Source organism: Curtobacterium oceanosedimentum (assembly GCF_020297365.1).
Lineage (GTDB): Bacteria > Actinomycetota > Actinomycetes > Actinomycetales > Microbacteriaceae > Curtobacterium.
In genome coordinates this window covers 14,204-32,653 of record NZ_JAIXIG010000023.1, presented here as the reverse complement: position 1 = coordinate 32,653, position 18,450 = coordinate 14,204, and the positions used below count along the sequence as shown (strand labels likewise).

Here is an 18,450-nt window from a genome sequence, read left to right as displayed (position 1 = left end):
GGGGGCGTCGGTCATGCGGTTGCGTCTGCTTCCTGGCCCGCGCGCTGCAGCAGGTCGATCGCTGCGGGCAGGTCGTCGGGGGTCTTGATCGCGACGGTCGGCGTCCCGCGGAGTCCGCGCTTCGCCAGGCCGACGAGGGCACCGGCCGGTGCGAGCTCGATGATGCCGGTCACGCCGGCGGCGGAGAAGGACTCCATGACCGCGTCCCAGTGCACGGGGCTCGCGATCTGCTGGACCATCAGGTCGACGAAGCGGCGGCCGTCGTCCACCCGGGAGCCGTCGGCGTTCGTCCAGATCGGCAGCGTCGGGTCCTGCACGGCGGCAGCGGCGGCGACCGGTGCGACACGCTCGACGGCGGGGGCCATGTACCGCGTGTGGAACGCGCCGGCGACGGCGAGCGGGATCACACGGGCCTTGGCCGGCGGGTCGGCGGCGAGGGCCGCGATCGCGTCCGCTGCGCCGGCGACGACGGTCTGGCCGCCGCCGTTGTGGTTCGCGGGGACGAGCCCGTGTGCTTCGAGCGCCGCGGCGACCGCGTCGGCGTCGCCACCGAGGACGGCGGCCATCGACGTCGGCTCGAGCGCGGCGGCGTCGGCCATGGCCCGGCCGCGCTCGGCGACGAGGGCGACGGCGTCGGTCGGCTCGAGGACCCCGGCGACCGCGGCGGCGGTGAACTCGCCGACCGAGTGTCCGGCGACCCCGCCGACCAGGGCGCGACGGCCGTCGGCGAGCAGCGCGTCGGCGGTCACCAGGCCGGCGGCGACGATGAGCGGCTGCGCGAGGGCGGTGTCCTTGATGGTGTCCGCGTCGGAGTTCGTCCCGTGCTCGGCGAGGTCCACGCCGATCGACTCGGACCACTGCCCGACGCGTTCACGGACGGCGGCGTCCTCGAGCCAGGGGGCGAGGAAGCCGGGGGTCTGGGAGCCCTGTCCGGGCGCGACGACGACGATCACCGGACAATCCTGTCGGTCCGACACCGCGGGGTCCGTGTGGGCTTCCCACACGAAACCGCCGCCGACGTTGTCGGGATCGTCATCACCCGCGGTTCACCGCCGGTTCCCTGGGGGTTCACCGCCGAGGAGCGACGCGCCGGCGTCCCGTGGCCGACTCGGACATCGCGCCGAGGATGAGCGCCGACTGCACGATGAGGGCGTCGCGGGCGTGCGTGGCGTCCCACCCGATGATGTCGGCCACGCGCCGCAGGCGGTACCGCACGGTGTTCGGGTGCACGAAGAGCTCGCGTGCGGTGGCCTCGAGCGACCGGCCGGTGTCCAGGTAGCACCACAGGGTCTGCAGGAGCTCGGTGGACTGGTCCTTGAGGGGCACGTAGATCCGCTGCACCAGGGCCGACCGGGCGAGCGGGTCGCCGGCCAGGGCGCGTTCGGGCAGCAGGTCGTCGGCCAGTGCCGGACGCGGGACCCCGCGCCAGGCCCGCGCGACGGCGAACCCGGCGAGGGCGGCCTTCGCACTGGTCGAGGCGTCGACGACCCCCGGGACCTCGTTGCCGAGCACCAGGTGCCCCTCGCCGAACAGCGGTTCGAGGGCCTGCGCGATGGTCGTGAACGAGACGGGTTCCTCGCCCTCGGGCACGTCGTCCCGCGGGGTGGACCGGCCGATCACGACGACGAGCCGAGCGCCCTGCACACCGACGAGCACGTCGGCGTCCAGGTGCCGGGCGGTGCGACGGACCTGGTCGACCTCGAGCTGCTTCGGGGCGGTGCCGACGAGCACCGCGACCTCGCCGTGCCCGTGCCACCCGAGGGCGGCGATGCGGGACGGCAGTTCGTCGTCGTACTCACCCGACAGGATCGAGTCGACCACGAGCGCCTCGAGGCGGGCGTCCCACAGGCCGCGGGCCTCGGCCGCGCGGGCGTAGACGTCGGCGGCGGCGAACGCGATGTCCCGCGAGTACTTGAGGATCGCCTCCTGCAGCATCTCGTCGTCGGCGGCGCGTTCCTCGACGACCGTGACGACGACGCGGATGAGCTGCAGGGTCTGCTGCAGGCTCACCGAGCGCAGCAGTTCCCGCGGTGCCGAGCCGAACACGTCGGCCGCGGCGATCCACGGCGTGGACGCGGTGCCCTCGAGCCAGCTGATGAACGAGGTGATGCCGGCCTGGGCGACCAGCCCCACCGCGGAACGACGGCCCGGGGGCATCTCGCTGTACCAGGGGAGGGTGTCCTCGAGCCGCTTGATGGTGGCCGTGGAGAGCTCACCGGACACCTGACGGAGCCAGGAGAGCGCACGCTCCCGCGCGCTCTCCTGGCTCTGCGCCGGCTTGTCCGGCGAGTCCGGTCGGACCGTCGTCACTCGCTGATCAGCTCTCGCCGCCCGCGCTGCCGGTGGTGCCGGCGGTCACGTCGTGCAGGCGGTACTTGTCGATCGCCTGCTGGACGAGCGCGTGGTCGACCGTGCCCTGCTTCGCCAGCTGCTGCAGCGTCCGCACGACGACCGAGGGGCCGTCGATGTGGAAGAAGCGGCGTGCGGCGGGGCGGGTGTCGGAGAACCCGAACCCGTCGGCGCCGAGTGTGGCGTAGTCACCGGGGACGAACGGGCGGATCTGCTCCTGCACGGCGTGCATGAAGTCGCTGACCGCCACGACCGGGCCCTGGGCATCACGGAGACGCTCGGTGACGAAGGGCGTGCGGGGCTGCTCGTTCGGGTTGAGGAACGCCTGCTGCTCGGCGGCGACACCGTCGCGGTACAGCTCGCCCCAGCTCGTGACGCTCCAGACGTCGGCGGACACGCCCCAGTCCTCGGCGAGGAGCTGCTGCGCCTCGAGGATCCACGGCACCGCGACACCCGAGGCGAGCAGCTGGGCCTTCGGGCCGTCGTGCTCGCTCGGCTTGAGCAGGTACATGCCCTTGAGGATGCCGTCGACGTCCACGCCCTCGGGCTCCGCCGGCTGCACGAGCGGCTCGTTGTAGACCGTCAGGTAGTACATGACGTTCGGGTCGTCGTGCTTCGGCGAGCCGTCTTCGTTCGTGCCGTACATGCGGTCGAGGCCGGCCTTGACGATGTGGCCGATCTCGTAGCCGTACGCGGGATCGTACGAGACGACGGCCGGGTTCGACGACGCCAGCAGCGGCGAGTGGCCGTCGGCGTGCTGCAGGCCCTCACCGGTCAGCGTGGTGCGGCCGGCGGTGGCGCCGATCATGAAGCCACGGGCCATCTGGTCGCCCGCCGCCCAGATCGCGTCGCCGGTGCGCTGGAACCCGAACATCGAGTAGAAGACGTAGACCGGGATGAGCGGCTCGCCCTGCGTCGAGTACGAGGTGCCGACCGCGGTGAACGCCGCCAGGGCGCCCGCCTCGTTGATGCCGACGTGGATGATCTGGCCCTGCGGGCTCTCCTTGTAGGCCAGCAGGAGCTCGCGGTCGACCGAGGTGTAGTGCTGGCCGTTCGGGTTGTAGATCTTCGCCGACGGGAAGTAGGCGTCCATGCCGAACGTGCGGGCCTCGTCAGGGATGATCGGGACCACGCGGTCGCCGAAGTCCGGGGAGCGCAGCAGGTCCTTCAGCAGGCGGGCGAACGCCATGGTCGTGGCGACCTCCTGCTTGCCGGAGCCCTTCTTGACGACCTGGTACTTCGAGTCGTCCGGCAGGGTGACCTGCGTGTACTTCGTGCGGCGCTCCGGCACGTACCCGCCGAGTGCGCGACGGCGCTCGTGCATGTACTGGATCGCCTCGTCGTCGTTGCCCGGGTGGTAGTACGGCGGCGTGTAGGGGTTCTCGTCCAGCTGCGCGTCGGAGATCGGGATGCGCATCTCGTCACGGAACTGCTTGAGGTTGTCGAGCGTGAGCTTCTTCATCTGGTGGGTCGCGTTGCGGCCCTCGAAGCTCGGGCCGAGGCCGTAGCCCTTGACCGTCTTCGCCAGGATGACCGTCGGCTGGCCCTTGTGCTCGGTCGCGGCCTTGAACGCGGCGTAGACCTTGCGGTAGTCGTGGCCACCGCGCTTGAGGTTCCAGATCTGGTCGTCGGTGTAGTCCTGCACCAGCTCGAGCGCCTTCGGGTCGCGCCCGAAGAAGTTCTCGCGGACGTACGCGCCGTTCTCGGCCTTGTACGTCTGGTAGTCGCCGTCCGGCGTCTGGTTCATCAGGTTGAGGAGCGCGCCCTCGGTGTCGCGGGCGAGCAGGTCGTCCCACTCGCGGCCCCAGACGACCTTGATGACGTTCCAGCCCGCGCCGCGGAAGAACGCCTCGAGCTCCTGGATGATCTTGCCGTTGCCGCGGACCGGGCCGTCGAGTCGCTGCAGGTTGCAGTTGATGACGAAGTTCAGGTTGTCGAGGCCGTCGTTCGCGGCGACCTGGAGCTGCCCGCGGGACTCGACCTCGTCCATCTCGCCGTCGCCCAGGAACGCCCAGACCTGCTGGTCGGAGGCGTCCTTGATGCCGCGGTTCGACAGGTACTTGGCCTGCTGCGCCTGGTAGATCGCGTTGATCGGGCCGATGCCCATCGACACGGTCGGGAACTGCCAGAAGTGCGGCATGAGGCGCGGGTGCGGGTACGACGACAGACCGCCACCGGCGTGCGACTTCTCCTGGCGGAAGCCGTCGAGCTGGTCCTCGGAGAGGCGCCCTTCCATGTAGGCGCGCGCGTACATGCCGGGGGAGGCGTGGCCCTGGAAGAAGACCTGGTCGCCGCCGGACGGGTGGTCCTGCGCGCGGAAGAAGTGGTTGTAGCCGACCTCGTACATCGCGGCGCTCGACGCGTAGGTCGAGATGTGCCCGCCCACCGCGATGCCGGGACGCTGCGCGCGGTGCACCGTGATGGCCGCGTTCCAGCGGATCCACCGGCGGTACCGGCGCTCCAGCTCCTCGTCGCCGGGGAACTCCGGCTCGTTCTCCGGCGCGATGGTGTTCACGTAGTCCGTCGTCGGGACCATCGGCACACCGAGGTGCAGTTCCTTGGACCGCTTGAGCAGGCTCAGCATGATCTCGCGACCGCGCTGGTGGCCGTGGGTCCGGACCAGCCCGTCCAGGGACTCACGCCACTCGGCGGTCTCCTGCGGATCCTGGTCGTTCGCCCCGGTGCTGTACGGGTCCTGGTCGTTCACCGTCACCCTTGACCTCGTTCGTTCTCGTGGTGGTGGACATGGCGGCTCCGGTGGTCGGGTCACGACCGGCTGGGGCCCCGTCCACTCTAGGCCCCAGCGCCGACGCTGATGCTGATGGTGTCGTGCAGGTGGACGGGTGCTTGCATTCGCGTGACGTCGGCGTAGCATGGCCGATCGTGCACACGCGACCCGCGTGCGCACGACCCGACGGGCACACCCCACGCCCGAGGAAGAAGCACACGTACCGATGGCACTGGAGATCGGCTCACTCGCGCCGGACTTCGAGCTCCCGAACCAGTTCGGTGAGCACGTCCGACTCAGCGACCACCGCGGCCACCGCCCCGTCGCCCTCGTCTTCTTCCCGCTCGCGTTCTCGTCGAACTGCACGAACGAGCTGTGCGAGCTGCAGGACAACATCGCGATGTTCCAAGACCAGCGCATCGAGCTGATCGGCATCTCCGTCGACTCGAAGGCCACCCTGCGTTCCTTCGCCGAGACGAACGGCTACGACTTCGAGCTCCTGGCCGACTTCTGGCCGCACGGTGCGGTGTCGAAGGAGTACGGCGTGTTCCTCGAGCACAAGGGCTTCGCGACCCGCGCGACCTTCGTCATCGACGTGCAGGGCCGCATCAAGGCGTCGATCATCACCGAGCCGGGCCTGCAGCGCGACGTCGCGGAGTACCGGGCGGCGCTCGACCGGCTCGCGGCCTGCTCGGCACCCGTCGCCGTCGGCTAGCGTTCCGAACCCCTCGTGCCGACGCGTCCGCGTCGGCGGACGGGAGGCCCGGTGCACGCCACCGACACCGGCCCGCGTGCGCGCGTGGTCACCGCCGACGACGGCTACGCGCCCTTCCCGGTCCGGGCGACCCCCGGCACCTGGGGCCTCACCCGCACCGTCGTGTCGACCCCGACGGGCGCGGTCGTGGTGCACCACCGCGCCGGTCCGGACCCGCTCCTGCTGCTGCACGGCGTGGCCGGTTCGTGGTCGACCTGGACGCCGCTGCTGACCGCCGCCGGCGGGGTCGGTGACCGAGGACTGGTGCTCGTCGACCTGCCCGGCTGGGGATCCTCACCCGCTCCCGACGGCCCGTTCGGGATCGACCGGGTCGCCGGGGTGCTGACCGCGGTGTGCGACGCGCTCGGGGTCGGCACCGTCGACGTCGTCGGGCACTCGATGGGCGCGTTCGTCGGCATGCACCTGGCCGTGGTGGCACCCGAGCGCGTCCGGTCCCTCGCCCTGGTGTCCGGCACCACGGTCGCGACCGCCCGCGCCGCACGGCACCCGCTGCGCGCGCTCCGGAGCCTGCCGGCGTTCACCCTGCTGCGCGCGGGCCTGACGGTCACGGGCGCCGCGGCGCTCCCGGTGCTGCGCGGGCTCGACCGCATCGGCCTGCTGCCACTGCTCGCCGCTCCGGTGTTCACGCACGTGCGACGGCTCGACCGGAGCGTGCTCGACGCCTTCGTCGACGAGCTCCGGCCGGAGCGGTTCACCGACGCGGCCCGGGCCGCAGCGGCGTGCGACGTCGACCGGTGGTGCGGCATCACCTGCCCGGTGACGGCGATCGCGGGGCGTGACGACGTGTTCGCCCGGGTGTCGGACCTCGACGCGCTGCGGTCGCTCGTCCCGCGGACCCGCACGGTGCTGCTCGACGACTGCGGGCACTTCGCCCACGTCGAGCGCCCCGACGCCGTCGCGCGGGTGCTCGGCCTCGTCTGAGCGTGCTCGGCGTCGTCGATCCGCTCGTGGAACGTCGCTCGATGCACACGCACCAGGACGGGACGCCCGGGTCAGGTGTGCACGGGGAACGTCGCCGCGACGCGGGCGCGCACCTCGGCGACGACGGCCTCGCGCATCGCGGGGGAGAACAGGGCGTGGTCCCCGTCCTCGACCCGGACGACCGACACCGACCCACGACGGTCGTCCCCGCCGAAGCGGCGCACCGCCCGCTGGCCGCCGAGGCGGTCGAACAGTGCGGCGTCCTCGGGGGCGACGATCACGACGACGTCGGTGCCGTGCTCGACGAGCGGGCGGACGTGGCCGACGACGCCGCCCATCCGGTCACGGCGGGCGATCCGTTCGCGCAGGGCCGTCGGCACGAACCGGTTGTACCGCTCGCGCAGCCACAGCCGCGCGGCGGAGGGGGTGTCGATCGCCCGGACGGTGTCGGCGTACGACCCCGGCTCGGCGGGGACGCGGCGGTAGTCGTTCGGGCTGATCTCGACCACGAGCCGCGGGGACTCGTCGATCGCGCGGCCGGCGACCCAGGCCCCGGCGCACATCCCGACCAGCACGAGCCGGTCGGACGGGGTCCGGAGTGCGGCGACGACGGCGGACTGGTCCTCGACCCACTCCTGCGCGAACAGGAAGCTCCGTTCGTCCTCGTGCACGCCGGTGCTCTCGCCGGTGGCGCGGCGGTCGACGCGGACCACGCGGGCGCCGTCGCGGGCGAGGGCGCGTGCGAGCTCCACCTGGTAGTCGGTGGCGCCGACCCGGTGCTCCGCGCCGCCGCTGTGCAGCACGACCACGGGTGCGTCGTGGTGCTGCGCGGACGACACGGTCTCGATGCCGAAGAGTCCCTGTTCGCCGAGCACGACGATGCGCTCGGACACCCGACCGTCCACGTCGAGGACCTCGTCGAGGGCGGGTGCGGTCGTCACCACGGTGTGCTCGGGCGCCCAGGCGTCGAGCCAGGCCACGACGGTGTCGACGGCGGCGCCGGGGATGCGGGCATGGATGCTCGTGCCGTCGAGGAGTTCGGCGCTGCCCGTGACCTCGGTGGTCGGCACGGTACCGAGTCCCCTCGGTGCGGTGCTGCCCGGACGGACGAGGGCGACGGTGGGACCGGTGCGCGGGGTGAAGGCGAGGGCGGCGAGCGTGGCGGCCTCGTCGGGGTCGACGTCGAAGCCGATCAGGCTCTCGACGCCGTCGACGACCCGCTCGGCACCGATCGTGATCGACGCGAGGGCGCGCTGTCGTCGGAGCCACCCCTTGCCCGACGCCGGCGCGTCCCACACGACCAGGCCGTCGGCGTCGGTCGCGGCCTGGTCGGCGACCAGCGCCGCGGACGCGAGTCCGACGAACGCGACCTGGCGGACCCCCGTGCTGCGCAGCAGCGCGGCGGCGTGGCGTGCCGACCGGACCTGCGCGTCGGGATCGGCGTCGGGTGCTCCGTCCCCACGGCCGGACGGGTCGTAGCGCACCGAGGCGATGCCACGGGCCTCCAGGCGGTCGGCGAGCAGGCGGAGCGTGCGGTACGCGATGACGCCCTCCTGGCCGAGCGGCGGGCAGATGACGACCCCCGCGCGGGCGTGCGCCGGCAGCTGGACGGCGGCCCGCAGGGCGGGCCTGCCGGACCAGCCGTGCAGGGTGGTCACAGGGCCAGGGCCGCGCGGACGGACGCCGGCCAGGTGTCGACGTCCGTGCCGTGGGCGGCGAACAGGGCGATGGTGATGCGCTCGAGACCGAACGCGATGCAGGCGCTGTGGGCGACCTGTCCGTCCTCGGCGCGCAGGCCGAAGGACGTGCCGAAGTGGTCCTCGTGCAGGTTCGCCGAGCTGATCGCGGTGGCGTCGTGGTCGGGACCGTAGACGGGCGTCACGAACTCGAACTTCAGCGCCTGCTCGACCTGGTTGCGGGCGAGCATCGCGCCGACGCGACCGAAGAACGGGTCGTTGGCGGGGACGACGTCGATCTCGAGCCCGAACGACTCGAGCAGGGCGCGCATGACCGGGATGCTGCCGTCGCGGTGTGCGGCGGCCGAGGCGGGCGTGCCGACGTGCACGAACTCGTGCATGTGGAAGGCCTGCAGGCGCATCGGGTCGAGCGAGGGCTCGCGGCGGAAGGAGTCGCCCAGGATGTCGAAGAACCGCCCCTGCTGCGGCACGGTGTCGCCGATCAGGCCGTAGACCGGGTGGCAGACGGCCGGCGTGAGCATGAGGTCGGCCGGCTCGAGGAACCCCTCCCAGCGCTCACCGCGCTCGCGGGCGGCGAGCAGGGCGCGGTGGGTGCGGTCGTCCCCGGTGAACCCGGAGATCGACGCGGCGAGGTCCGGGAAGGACGCGATGTAGTCGGTGCGCTCGAAGGCCGCGAGCGGCTCGACGGGCGGGAACCGGAGCACGTCGGCGTGCAGGTGGGCCTGGCTGCGGACGGCGGCGGCGTCGACCGCGGCGGTCACGCGCTCGAACACGCCGGTGCGGCCGTAGAGCCCCGGCGTGCCGAGGTCGATGAGCACACCGTCGGTGAGGAGCCGGGCGCGGAGCGCGGCACGTGCGGCGTCCAGGTCGGCGGCGCCGTCGGTGGTGGGGGTCGTGTCCGTGATGGTCACAGGATCACTCCTGTCATGAGTGCCAGGTCGGCGTCGTTCGCGAGGAGACGGTCGTTGCTCACCATGACGGCGGCTCCGTGGGCGTCCCGGAGGTGTCGGGCGATGCTCATCGGCCCGGACGCGGCGTAGCCCGCGATCCCGACGATGCGCAGCGCCTTCGTGACGATGTCCGTCACCCGTTCGGACGACCCGATCTTCAGGGCGTTCGCGGCGAGGGCGGACGCGCTCGAGGCCAGCACCGCGGGGTCGTCCGCGGCGGCGTCGAAGCGTTCGGCGGCATGGCGGACCGAGTCGGCCATGGTCTGCAGGTCGACGAGCACCTCGGCCAGGCGCAGGGCTCCCGGCGGGGTCGTGCCGATCGTGGCGCGGGCCTGCCGGCGCACGGCGCTCCGGGCCCGTTCGGTGGCGGACACCGCGATGCCGAGCCAGACCGAGGCCCACAGCACGTGCGACACCGGCAGGACGGTCTGGGCCGAGATCGTGGCGTAGTCGTCGCGGAACACCCGGTCGGTCGTGGTCTCGGTGTCCAGGACCCACCCGTTGCTGCACGTGCCGCGCAGGCCCATGGTGTCCCAGGTCGACGTCTGCGACAGGACCATCGTGTCCCGCCGGCAGACGAGGAGCCGCTGGTCGGACGCCGGGGCCTCGGGGTCGCGGCGGGCGGTGACGAACACCGCGTCAGCCTCGGTGGCGTACGAGATCACCGGCGCGTCCTTGCGCAGGCGGATCCGGCCGTCCTCGGTGGCCTCGATGGCGCACGTCGAACGACGGGCATCCCCACCGACCCCGCGCTCCGTCGTCGCCGACGCCACGAGCGCGCCGTCCCGCACCGCGGCGATCGTCTCGAGCACGCCGGCACCGTCGCCACCGTGCCGCCAGAGCGCCATCACCTGTCCCTGGTGCATCGCGAACACCATGCCCGTCGCCGCGCACGCACGGCCGAGCTCGGTCGCGATCACGGAGAGCTCGGCGACGGTGGCTCCTTCGCCACCGTGCTCGACGGGTACGGCGGCCGCCAGCAGCCCGTACTCGCGCATCGCGGCGATCGCCTCGCGCGGGGGACGGGCGTCACGGTCGACCTCGTCCGCGAACTGCGCGGCGACCTCGGCCACCGCGCCGGCACGCTCCGCGAAGCGGTCGACGACCGACGGCGCGGGCAGGGTCAGGGTCACGACGCGAGCTCCGCGGCCGCGGTGATCGACTCGACGGTGGCGAAGGTGGACCGGTTCAGCACGGAGTCGGGGAACTCGACGTCGAGCTCGGACTCCACCGCGAGCATCACGTTGACCGTGGCGTGCGAGGTCAGCCCGAGCGCGTACAGGTCCGCGATCGACGCCACGTCCCACGCGTCGACGGACAGCCGACCGTGGTCGACGAGCGCCCGTCGGACGGCCCGGTCGATCGCCGGGTCGGCGATCGTCGCGGTGGTGCTGGAGGAGTTCGGGACCTGTTCCATGACGGCAACCATAAGGAAGGACCGCCCTCGGGAAACCGCCGTGCGGGTGCGGGAAACCGCACGGTGTCGGGAGCCGGCGGTCAGCGCTCCGAGAGGGCCACCGCCGTCGCCACCGCGAGCCCCCGTTCGTGGGCCAGCGACACCGCGATCGGGCCGCAGCCGACCGACTCCGCCAGGGCCGCGGCCGCTCCGGACAGCTCGACCACGGGGGCACCGTCGGCGTCGAGCACGATGGCGACGTCCCGCAGGGGGACCGCCTGCCCGGGCGCGGGCCGGAGCAGCTTCACCACGGCCTCCTTGCCGGCGAACCGTGCGGCGAGGCGCTCCGGGTCGTCGCCCGTGTCGGCACGCTCACGCGCGGTGAACACCCGGTCCAGGTAGCGCTCGCCGTGGGCGGTGATGCCCGCCACGACGTCGTCGACCGCGGCCAGGTCGGTCCCGGTGCGGATGGTCGTCACGAGGAGCAGGCTACGCACCACTCGCGCACGGCGCATGCCCCGGCGAGCATGGTCGCCGGGGAGGGTTCGTATGATCGTCGCCAGGGACCACCGAGGGGGAACGATGGCATCACCGTGGACGGGCATCATCGAGGACGCGCGGCACTACCCGTCGCCGCACAACTCGCAACCGATCGTCGTGCGCGTCGAGGACGACCGCACCGCGACCGTGTTCTACGACCTGCGGAAGGGGTTGCCGGCCGAGTCGTTCGGGATCCCGTTCGGCCACGTCTGCGCGGGGGTGTTCCTGGCGGGGCTCGAGGTCGTCGCGCGGGCGCACGGCTTCGCCGTGCAGGAAGAGCTGGACCACGCCGAGATGGACTTCGGCCGGCTCGACGCCGCCGGCGACGACCACCTGCACCGGCTGGGCACGGTGACGTTGCGACCGCGCACGGCCACCGCGGACGACCGGGAGGCCCTGGCCGGCTTCCTCGCGCGGCGCACGTCCCGCAGGCCCTACGACGCCACCCTGGTCGGGACCGACGCGATCCAGGCCGCCGAGGCGATCGCCGCGGCTGCGGGGCACCGCTTCCGCACGACGGACGACCGAGCGACCGTCGACGAGATCGTGCGCGTCAACCAGGAGACCCTGTTCGACGACCTGCAGCACGACGCCGTGCACGCCGAGATCCTGCACTGGCTGCGGTTCTCGAAGCGACAGGCCGCGGCCACCGGCGACGGGCTGTCCGCCGAGACGATGCTCATGCCCGGACCGGTGCTCCGGTTCGCCATGGAGCACCGCGGGATGTGGCAGGCGCCGGGCGTCGGTGCGGTCATCCGGAAGGTGTACCTGTCCACCATGCGGGGCGTCCGGCAGCTCGGTTGGCTCGAGGGGCCGTTCAGCACCCCGGCCGAGTACGTCGAGGCCGGCCGCGTCTTCATGCGGCTCTGGCTCGAGTTGTCGCGCCGAGGGGTCGCGATGCACCCCTTCGGCACCGTCATCACCAACCCGCGGTCGCACGCCGCGTTCGTCGAACGGGCCGAGGTCGACGAGTCCGACGGGCGGATGGCGTGGATGCTCTTCCGGTTCGGGCACAGCGCCCCACCACCCCTGGCCCACCGCCGGCCCGCCGCCGCGATGACCGTCGGGGGGACCCGGTGAAGCGCGCAGCGGTGTTCTCGGTGGTGTGGGTGGTGGAGACGTTCGTCGCCCTGTTCATGCCCCGCGTCGGCACCCACAAGCTCCTGCTCACGCCGGGCATCGAACCGCTCCGCTGGACCCTCGGCCGCTGGCGCGCCTGGCGGACCGCGGAACAGGCCGCGAAGCGGGTCCCCGCGTACCGGGCGTTCCTGGCGGAGTCCGGACGTGCCTCCAGGCTCGACACCCGCGGCGGGATCGCCGCAGCGATCTCGGGACTGCCCGAGATGGACAAGGACTCCTACGTCAAGCGCTGGAGCATCCCCGAGCGCTGCGTCGACGGGCGGCTGCCGCGGCGCGGGGTCGTCGTCGACGAGTCCAGCGGGTCGAGTGGCACCCCCACCAGCTGGGTGCGCGGCCCGGACGAACGACAGGCCACCCGGCAGCTGCTGCAGCTCGGGTTCTCGCGCACCGCGAAGGACCTGACCAAGCAGCCGTTCGTGCTCAACGCCTTCTCGCTCGGCGCGTGGGCCACGGGGATGAACGTGACCGCATCGCTCACCGAGTCGTCGATGATCAAGTCCGTCGGACCCGACCGCGACAAGATCGTGCAGACGATGCGCGAGTTCGGCACCGACTTCACCTACGTCATCTGCAGCTACCCGCCGTTCCTCAAGGCACTGTTCGAGGACGACCGGCTCGACTGGAGCCGCTACACGATCGTCGCGGCGTTCGGTGGCGAGGGCATCAGCGAGAACATGCGCGCCCACATCGAGCAGTACGCGCAGGCCGTGCTCGGGTCGTACGGGGCGAGCGACCTCGAGATCAACCTCGGCATCGAGACGCCGTTCAGCGTGCAGCTCCGCCGGGCGATCGCCGCGTCGCCCGAGCTGTCCGCCGCGCTCACCAAGCAAGGCGAGTACGGCGTGCTGCCGATGGTGTTCCAGTTCAACCCGTTCGGCTACCTGATCGAGACGAACGACCTCGGCGAACTCGTCGTGACCATCGCCCGGTCCGAGAACATCAGCCCACGCATCCGGTACAACATCCACGACCGCGGGCACGTGGTGCGCATGAAGGAGCTGCGGTCCGTGCTGCGGGCGACGGGACACGCGGCGCTCGCCGACCAGGCGGAGCTCGACCTGCCGCTGCTGTTCCACTACGGCCGGTCCGACCTGTCCGTCGACTACAACGGAGCCGTCGTCGCGCCGGACGTCGTCCGTGACGTGGTCTACGGCGACCCGGACCTGCTCGAGGCGGTCGAGAACCACCGGCTCATCAGCTACGAGGACGACCGCGGTGACCGGCAGCTGCACATCGCGTTCCAGCTGGCGGCCGGTGCGGGCGGGTACGACGCCGACACCGCTCGCGGCACCGTCATCACGGAACTGCGCCGGTTGAACCGGGACTTCTCGAACGCCATCCGCACGGCGCCGCCCGGCACCCTGCCCACGGTGGCCTTCTACCCGTACCGGACGGGGCCGTTCCGCGAGGACGGCAAGAAGCTCAAGAACGAGTACGTGTGGCAGCTGCCGGCCGGGTCGGTCGAGCAGTGGGACCTCGACCTGTCGTGGGTCGCGGCGAAGGAGGCCTGAGCCGAGCGACGGCGGCGCTAGTCGTACTGGGGCGGCCAGTCGAAGGGTGCCGGCAGGCGCGGGACCTCGCCGACGCCTGTCACGACGAGCACGACCTGCCGCAGGTCGGTCAGCTCGATCGAACGCGGGTTGCCGATGCGGCGGTGACCGTCGACCCAGACCGTCAGCTCGCCGCGCAGCCCGCCGACGTGCTCCGGACCGAGCGACACGCCCCACTCGTCGAAGAACTGCCCGAGCGTGAAGGTCTGCTCCGTCGGGGACTCCACGTGCACGATGCCCGAGGTGTCGTGCGTGTGGATCTCGGCGGCGAACTCGCGCTCGGCGGAGTGCCCGACGTTCGCGGGCACGGTCACCGGGTCGTCGCCGTCCAGGATCGTCAGGTGCGTGTGCACGTGCTCGGCGAGCCGTTCGCCCCACACGTTGCCCAGACTGGCCGCGTCCGCGCGCGCGGACAGGTCGGTCGGCCGGGGCCAGGGCGGAGCGTCGCGGGTCGTGTCCGCTCCGGGCGACGAGCACCCCGACAGCAGCAGGACCGCGGCGACGGCGACCGCGACGCTCCGCAGGGTCACCAGCGGTCGTGGACGCTCGCGCGGAACCACGTGTCGTACAGGTCGTGCACGGTGGCGTCGAGCCCCTCGATCGGCGGCAGGTCGGCGGCGGCCGCGTTCGAGCGGGCCTGCTCCGGGTTGCGGGCACCCGGGATGGCCGCGGTGACGCCGTCCTGCGCGATGATCCACGCGAGCGCCGCCTGCGGGACCGAGACGGCGTCGGGCAGGGACGCCGCGAAGGTCTGGGCCGCGCGCACACCGTCGTCGTAGTCGACGCCGCTGAAGGTCTCGCCCTGGTCGAAGGCCTCGCCGTGGCGGTTGTAGTTGCGGTGGTCGCCCTCGGCGAAGGACGTGTCGGTCGTGTACTTGCCGGAGAGCAGCCCCGATGCCAACGGGACGCGCGCAAGTATGCCGACCCCGGCCTCCCGGGCGGCCGGCAGCACGCGGTCGAGCGGCTTGAGGCGGAACGCGTTGAGGATGATCTGGACGCTCGCGACACCGGGCCGGGCGATCGCGGTGAGCGCCTGGTCGGCGGTCTCGACGCTGACGCCGTAGGCGGCGACCGAGCCGTCGGCGACGAGCGCGTCGAGCGCGTCGTAGACGGCGTCGTCCTCGTAGACCGGGGTGGGCGGGCAGTGCAGCTGCACGAGGTCGAGGGTGTCCTGCCGCAGGTTCGTGCGGGAGCGGTCGACCCACTCGCGGAAGTTCGCGGCGACGTAGTTCTCGGGGACCTGGTCGGCGCGACGGCCCATCTTCGTCGTGATCGTGAGCGGCACGTCGGGGTTCGCGGCACGCCACGCGCCGATGAGCTGCTCGCTCCGGCCGTCGCCGTACACGTCGGCGGTGTCGAACAGGGTGACGCCGGACTCGACGGAGGCGTCCATGACGGCGTTCGCGTCGGCTTCGGAGACGGGGCCCCAGTCACCGCCGAACTGCCAGGTGCCGAGACCGATGGGGGAGACGGAGCGGCCGGTGCGGCCGAGGGTGCGACTCTGCATGCTGCCGAGCGTAGTCAGGCGGGTGCGGACCGGGTTCAGCCGGTCGTGGACACGCCCCGGCGCAGCAAGGCCCGCGCCGCCCGGGCCCGCGGGATCACCCAGAGCGCGGCCCACAGCACCATCCCGCTCCAGAGCAGGATGAGCATCGCCGTGATGAGCGCGTCGTGCTGGTCGCGCATGGACCAGGTCATCGCGATCCACAGCACGCCGAGCACGACCTTGCCCCAGCCGGCGCCCTCGCGGTCGGCCTGCGCCTGGACGAGCGGGATCCAGTGGGCGGCCGGCACGTGTGCGGGCACCTGGCCGTCGGCGATCCAGTCGCGCACGGCGATCGACTGCTCGTACCCGCCCTCGGCGCGCCACGCCCGCCGCTGCAGGACGACCGCGATCGTCGCGCCCAGCGCTGCCGTGGGGATGCCCACCGACACGAGGACCGTGGTCGTCGCCTCGGTCCACGACGACAGGACGAGCATGACGAGGACGACGGCGAAGGCGGCGCCCGTCACGCCGGCACCGAGCAGGCGGAGCCGCCCGGCTTCGTCGAGGACTCCGACACCGTTCACGGGCACGAGCGTACCTGCGGCGGCCGGGAGGGAGTGGCGGTGCGGTGGCTCGTGGTTCGTGGTTCGTGGTTCGTGGCTCGTGGCCCGTGGCCCGTGGCCCGTGTCTTGGTGGCTCGGCCCGCGGTCAGCTCGGCGGCTCGGCGCTCGGTCAGCTCTGCGCCAGCAGCCAGCACGTGCCGGCGGCGGCGAAGGCCATCGCCCAGCTCACCAGGCTGCCGATGAGGAAGTACTCGGCCTGGTAGCCGGTGGTCTCGCGGCGGATCTCCGGGAACCGGACGATGCCCTTCGCGGCGATGAGCGCGGCGACGACGGGGAAGGCACCGGCCAGGGCGAACCCGGCCAACAGCAGCCGTTCGATCGGGCCGATCAGGCGGCCGCCCTTGAGCGTGACCGTGCCGTCCGCGGCTGCGGCTGCGTCTGGCGTCGTGTCGGTGCGCCGTCGGGCGGAGCGCTTCCGTCGGGTCGGCTCGGCAGTCTCCGCGCCGGGCCGTTCGTCGGGCGAGAGCCCCGGCGGCAGCGCCTGGGCGACGACCACGTTCGCCGAGTCGACGAGGAACAGCGCCGATCCGATCCCGGCCACCACTGCCGCGAGCGGGACCGCCCGGACGAACGCCGGACCGGCGTCGCGGTGCCAGTCGACGACGAAGCCGGACGCGTCCGGAGCCGGTGCCCAGAGCAGCAGCACCGCGACGGCGACCGCGAGCAGGGCGGCCGGCCAGGAGCCCGAGCGGCGGAGCCAGGGGAGTGCCCGACCGCGACGACTCGCCTCGCCCCCGGACCGGACCGGGACCGTCGTCGCGACCCACAGCGCCGCGAGGGCGACCATCGTCAGCGCGGCCCGGACGTCGACGCCGAGACCGAGCACGGCGACCACCGTCGCCCCGGCCCACAGCAGGATGACCACCGTCGTGCACAGGGCCCGTCGTGGTGCCGCGTCCGTCCCGGTCCGTGCACGTGCGACGTCGGCCAGCCCGACGAGGGCGAGGAGGATCCCGGCGAGCATCAGCGGCCCCCGTCTCCGAGGACACGCAGGCCCTCGACCACGGCGGCCACGCCCGACTTCTGCACCGACTGCGACACGGCCGACGGGGTGATGCCCTCATCCACGGCGATCTGCGCCTGCGTCCGGCCCTCGACCAGGCCCAGCGCGATCCGACGTGCGCGGGGTGTCAGCCGTGCCACCACGTGGTCGCGGCTGAGGAACCAGGCGTTCACGAGCCGCTCCGTCGTGCCGTGGCGGTCCTCGGCGTCGTGGTACCACGACCGGAGGAACGCGGTCCGGGCGTCCTCGCGGCGGTGGGTCTCGTTGATGGCGTCCCGCGCGGACCACCACCCCGGGCCGTCCTGCAGCGGACCGGTGCCGCCCGTGCCGATCGTCCGGACCTGGCCGCGCCCGATGCCGAGACGGATCTGCACCGCCGGGGGGAGGGCGAGGGTCGCGGCGGTGGTCGCCACGAGGGCGTCGGGGAGCGTGGCGTAGATCACCTGGAACTCGTCGCCGACGGTGGCGCGCAGGGGATCGAGCGCCCTGACGTCCGCGGTACGGTCGAAGGCCTGCTCGACCGCGTGCTGGGCCGCCTCGCGGTCGGCGAGCGCGCGAGAGTCGACCAGGTCGACGATCACCGCGATGACGGGCTCGGGCTGCATGGGTTAAGCGTAGAGCTTCATATCGGCGAAAGTAAGTCTGGGGCTGAACTTCGAGAGGGGTTCGTGACGCTCTAGGATCGTCGTGAGGGCCTTTAGCTCAGCTGGTAGAGCGCCACGTTTACACCGTGGATGTCGTCGGTTCGATCCCGGCAGGGCCCACCTGGAGATCTCGGTAGGGTGCCCGGCACCACGGCGTGCGCGATCCCGCCGGGCCGGTGCCGGATCGCGCCGGGTCCGTGCCGGATCGGCGCCGCGTCCGTGACGGACGGGCGCGTTGCCGACGCGTCGACGAGCCCTCAGCGGTGCGCGGCTGCGGTCGTCTGATCGCGCGGCGATCCTGCCCCGGCGTACGACGACACCAAACCGGTCGTGGTGCCCGCCCCGAAGAGGTGGACGGTGGCCGGTTCCGGTCGCCGTCAGCAGACGAGGAGCTTCCCGTGAAGAAGAACACCCGAATCCTGAGCACCGCGACCGTCGCCGTGGCACTGACGCTCGGCGGTCTCGCGACGAACGCGACCGCGGCGAACGCAGCCGAGGCCCCCAGCACGAGCGTGACGACCCCGACGCTCATCGAAGGACCCCTCGTTCAGGGTCCGCTCATCGACCTCGGCGGGATCCTCAACTCGCTGCGCATCGGTCAGTTCCAGTAACACCCGGAGCCACCGACACCAGCGGAACCGTGATCCG

18 protein-coding genes and 1 tRNA gene are annotated in these 18,450 nt (G+C 72.5%); 6 read left to right on the top strand and 13 right to left on the bottom strand.

Features of this window, described 5'->3' with window-relative positions; genetic code table 11:
• Positions 1 to 11: 11 nt before the first annotated feature.
• From LEL83_RS11360 to aceE, 3 genes are all read right to left on the bottom strand, one after another.
• Complete coding sequence (locus LEL83_RS11360) at positions 12 to 953, bottom strand: ACP S-malonyltransferase (protein ID WP_198658363.1); 942 nt, start codon at positions 951 to 953, stop codon at positions 12 to 14.
• A 115-nt stretch (positions 954 to 1,068) separates the two neighbouring features.
• Positions 1,069 to 2,310 (bottom strand): PucR family transcriptional regulator, encoded by a 1,242-nt coding sequence (locus tag LEL83_RS11355; protein WP_198658364.1) that lies wholly within the window; start codon positions 2,308 to 2,310, stop codon positions 1,069 to 1,071.
• A gap of 7 nt (positions 2,311 to 2,317) precedes the next feature.
• Positions 2,318 to 5,062: a pyruvate dehydrogenase (acetyl-transferring), homodimeric type gene (gene aceE / locus LEL83_RS11350; protein ID WP_225558895.1), complete on the bottom strand. Its 2,745-nt coding sequence runs from the start codon at positions 5,060 to 5,062 to the stop codon at positions 2,318 to 2,320.
• A 241-nt stretch (positions 5,063 to 5,303) separates the two neighbouring features.
• Here aceE and LEL83_RS11345 point away from each other — a divergent pair, with 241 nt between their 5' ends.
• On the top strand, positions 5,304 to 5,792 hold the full coding sequence (locus LEL83_RS11345; protein ID WP_198658366.1) for a peroxiredoxin: 489 nt from the start codon (positions 5,304 to 5,306) through the stop codon (positions 5,790 to 5,792).
• Positions 5,793 to 5,843: 51 nt separating this feature from the next.
• The gene (locus tag LEL83_RS11340; protein WP_225558894.1) at positions 5,844 to 6,773 is read left to right on the top strand and encodes an alpha/beta fold hydrolase; all 930 of its coding nucleotides are present in this window, start codon (positions 5,844 to 5,846) and stop codon (positions 6,771 to 6,773) included.
• A gap of 71 nt (positions 6,774 to 6,844) precedes the next feature.
• On the opposite strand, the gene LEL83_RS11335 is transcribed toward LEL83_RS11340, so the two are convergent.
• The 5 genes from LEL83_RS11335 to LEL83_RS11315 form a co-directional block, all read right to left on the bottom strand.
• A complete protein-coding gene (locus LEL83_RS11335; protein WP_225558893.1) occupies positions 6,845 to 8,431 on the bottom strand; it encodes an alpha/beta fold hydrolase in 1,587 nt (528 codons plus the stop codon).
• Positions 8,428 to 9,381, bottom strand: coding sequence for an amino acid--[acyl-carrier-protein] ligase (locus LEL83_RS11330; protein WP_225558892.1), 954 nt, complete (start codon positions 9,379 to 9,381; stop codon positions 8,428 to 8,430). Before LEL83_RS11330 ends, LEL83_RS11335 begins: the two co-directional genes overlap by 4 nt.
• Positions 9,378 to 10,553 carry an acyl-CoA dehydrogenase family protein gene (locus LEL83_RS11325; protein ID WP_225558891.1) on the bottom strand — a complete coding sequence of 392 codons (1,176 nt, stop codon included), beginning with the start codon at positions 10,551 to 10,553 and terminating at the stop codon, positions 9,378 to 9,380. Before LEL83_RS11325 ends, LEL83_RS11330 begins: the two co-directional genes overlap by 4 nt.
• Positions 10,550 to 10,837, bottom strand: a complete 288-nt coding sequence (locus tag LEL83_RS11320; protein WP_225558890.1) for an acyl carrier protein — start codon at positions 10,835 to 10,837, stop codon at positions 10,550 to 10,552. Before LEL83_RS11320 ends, LEL83_RS11325 begins: the two co-directional genes overlap by 4 nt.
• Before the next feature lie 80 nt (positions 10,838 to 10,917).
• Positions 10,918 to 11,295 (bottom strand): holo-ACP synthase, encoded by a 378-nt coding sequence (locus LEL83_RS11315; RefSeq protein ID WP_225558889.1) that lies wholly within the window; start codon positions 11,293 to 11,295, stop codon positions 10,918 to 10,920.
• A 103-nt stretch (positions 11,296 to 11,398) separates the two neighbouring features.
• On the opposite strand from LEL83_RS11315, the gene LEL83_RS11310 reads away from it, so the two are divergent.
• Positions 11,399 to 12,436 carry a nitroreductase family protein gene (locus tag LEL83_RS11310; protein WP_225558888.1) on the top strand — a complete coding sequence of 346 codons (1,038 nt, stop codon included), beginning with the start codon at positions 11,399 to 11,401 and terminating at the stop codon, positions 12,434 to 12,436.
• On the top strand, positions 12,433 to 14,007 hold the full coding sequence (locus LEL83_RS11305; protein ID WP_225558887.1) for a phenylacetate--CoA ligase family protein: 1,575 nt from the start codon (positions 12,433 to 12,435) through the stop codon (positions 14,005 to 14,007). The genes LEL83_RS11310 and LEL83_RS11305 overlap by 4 nt, the downstream gene beginning before the upstream one ends.
• 17 nt (positions 14,008 to 14,024) lie before the next feature.
• Here the strand turns inward: LEL83_RS11305 and LEL83_RS11300 are convergent, their stop codons facing one another.
• The 5 genes from LEL83_RS11300 to LEL83_RS11280 all read right to left on the bottom strand — a co-directional run bounded on the left by LEL83_RS11300 (position 14,025) and on the right by LEL83_RS11280 (position 17,763).
• A complete protein-coding gene (locus LEL83_RS11300) occupies positions 14,025 to 14,576 on the bottom strand; it encodes a hypothetical protein (protein ID WP_225558886.1) in 552 nt (183 codons plus the stop codon).
• Positions 14,573 to 15,553: an aldo/keto reductase gene (locus tag LEL83_RS11295; RefSeq protein ID WP_225558885.1), complete on the bottom strand. Its 981-nt coding sequence runs from the start codon at positions 15,551 to 15,553 to the stop codon at positions 14,573 to 14,575. The genes LEL83_RS11300 and LEL83_RS11295 overlap by 4 nt, the downstream gene beginning before the upstream one ends.
• Before the next feature lie 35 nt (positions 15,554 to 15,588).
• Positions 15,589 to 16,116: a hypothetical protein gene (locus LEL83_RS11290; RefSeq protein WP_225558884.1), complete on the bottom strand. Its 528-nt coding sequence runs from the start codon at positions 16,114 to 16,116 to the stop codon at positions 15,589 to 15,591.
• Between the two features lie 148 nt (positions 16,117 to 16,264).
• Positions 16,265 to 17,119, bottom strand: coding sequence for a hypothetical protein (locus LEL83_RS11285; RefSeq protein ID WP_225558883.1), 855 nt, complete (start codon positions 17,117 to 17,119; stop codon positions 16,265 to 16,267).
• On the bottom strand, positions 17,119 to 17,763 hold the full coding sequence (locus tag LEL83_RS11280; RefSeq protein ID WP_225558882.1) for a SatD family protein: 645 nt from the start codon (positions 17,761 to 17,763) through the stop codon (positions 17,119 to 17,121). Before LEL83_RS11280 ends, LEL83_RS11285 begins: the two co-directional genes overlap by 1 nt.
• 86 nt (positions 17,764 to 17,849) lie before the next feature.
• Here LEL83_RS11280 and LEL83_RS11275 point away from each other — a divergent pair.
• Positions 17,850 to 17,922, top strand: a tRNA-Val gene (locus tag LEL83_RS11275).
• 278 nt (positions 17,923 to 18,200) lie between these two features.
• Positions 18,201 to 18,413: a hypothetical protein gene (locus LEL83_RS11270; RefSeq protein WP_198658379.1), complete on the top strand. Its 213-nt coding sequence runs from the start codon at positions 18,201 to 18,203 to the stop codon at positions 18,411 to 18,413.
• The last annotated feature ends 37 nt before the right edge of the window (positions 18,414 to 18,450 follow it).

Coding starts and splice junctions, on each gene's coding strand:
- LEL83_RS11345 (WP_198658366.1), top strand. CDS start 5,304: ATGGCACTGGAGATCGGCTCACTCGCGCCGGACTTCGAGCTCCCGAAC.
- LEL83_RS11320 (WP_225558890.1), bottom strand. CDS start 10,837: ATGGAACAGGTCCCGAACTCCTCCAGCACCACCGCGACGATCGCCGAC.
- LEL83_RS11310 (WP_225558888.1), top strand. CDS start 11,399: ATGGCATCACCGTGGACGGGCATCATCGAGGACGCGCGGCACTACCCG.
- LEL83_RS11295 (WP_225558885.1), bottom strand. CDS start 15,553: ATGCAGAGTCGCACCCTCGGCCGCACCGGCCGCTCCGTCTCCCCCATC.
- LEL83_RS11285 (WP_225558883.1), bottom strand. CDS start 17,119: ATGCTCGCCGGGATCCTCCTCGCCCTCGTCGGGCTGGCCGACGTCGCA.
- LEL83_RS11280 (WP_225558882.1), bottom strand. CDS start 17,763: ATGCAGCCCGAGCCCGTCATCGCGGTGATCGTCGACCTGGTCGACTCT.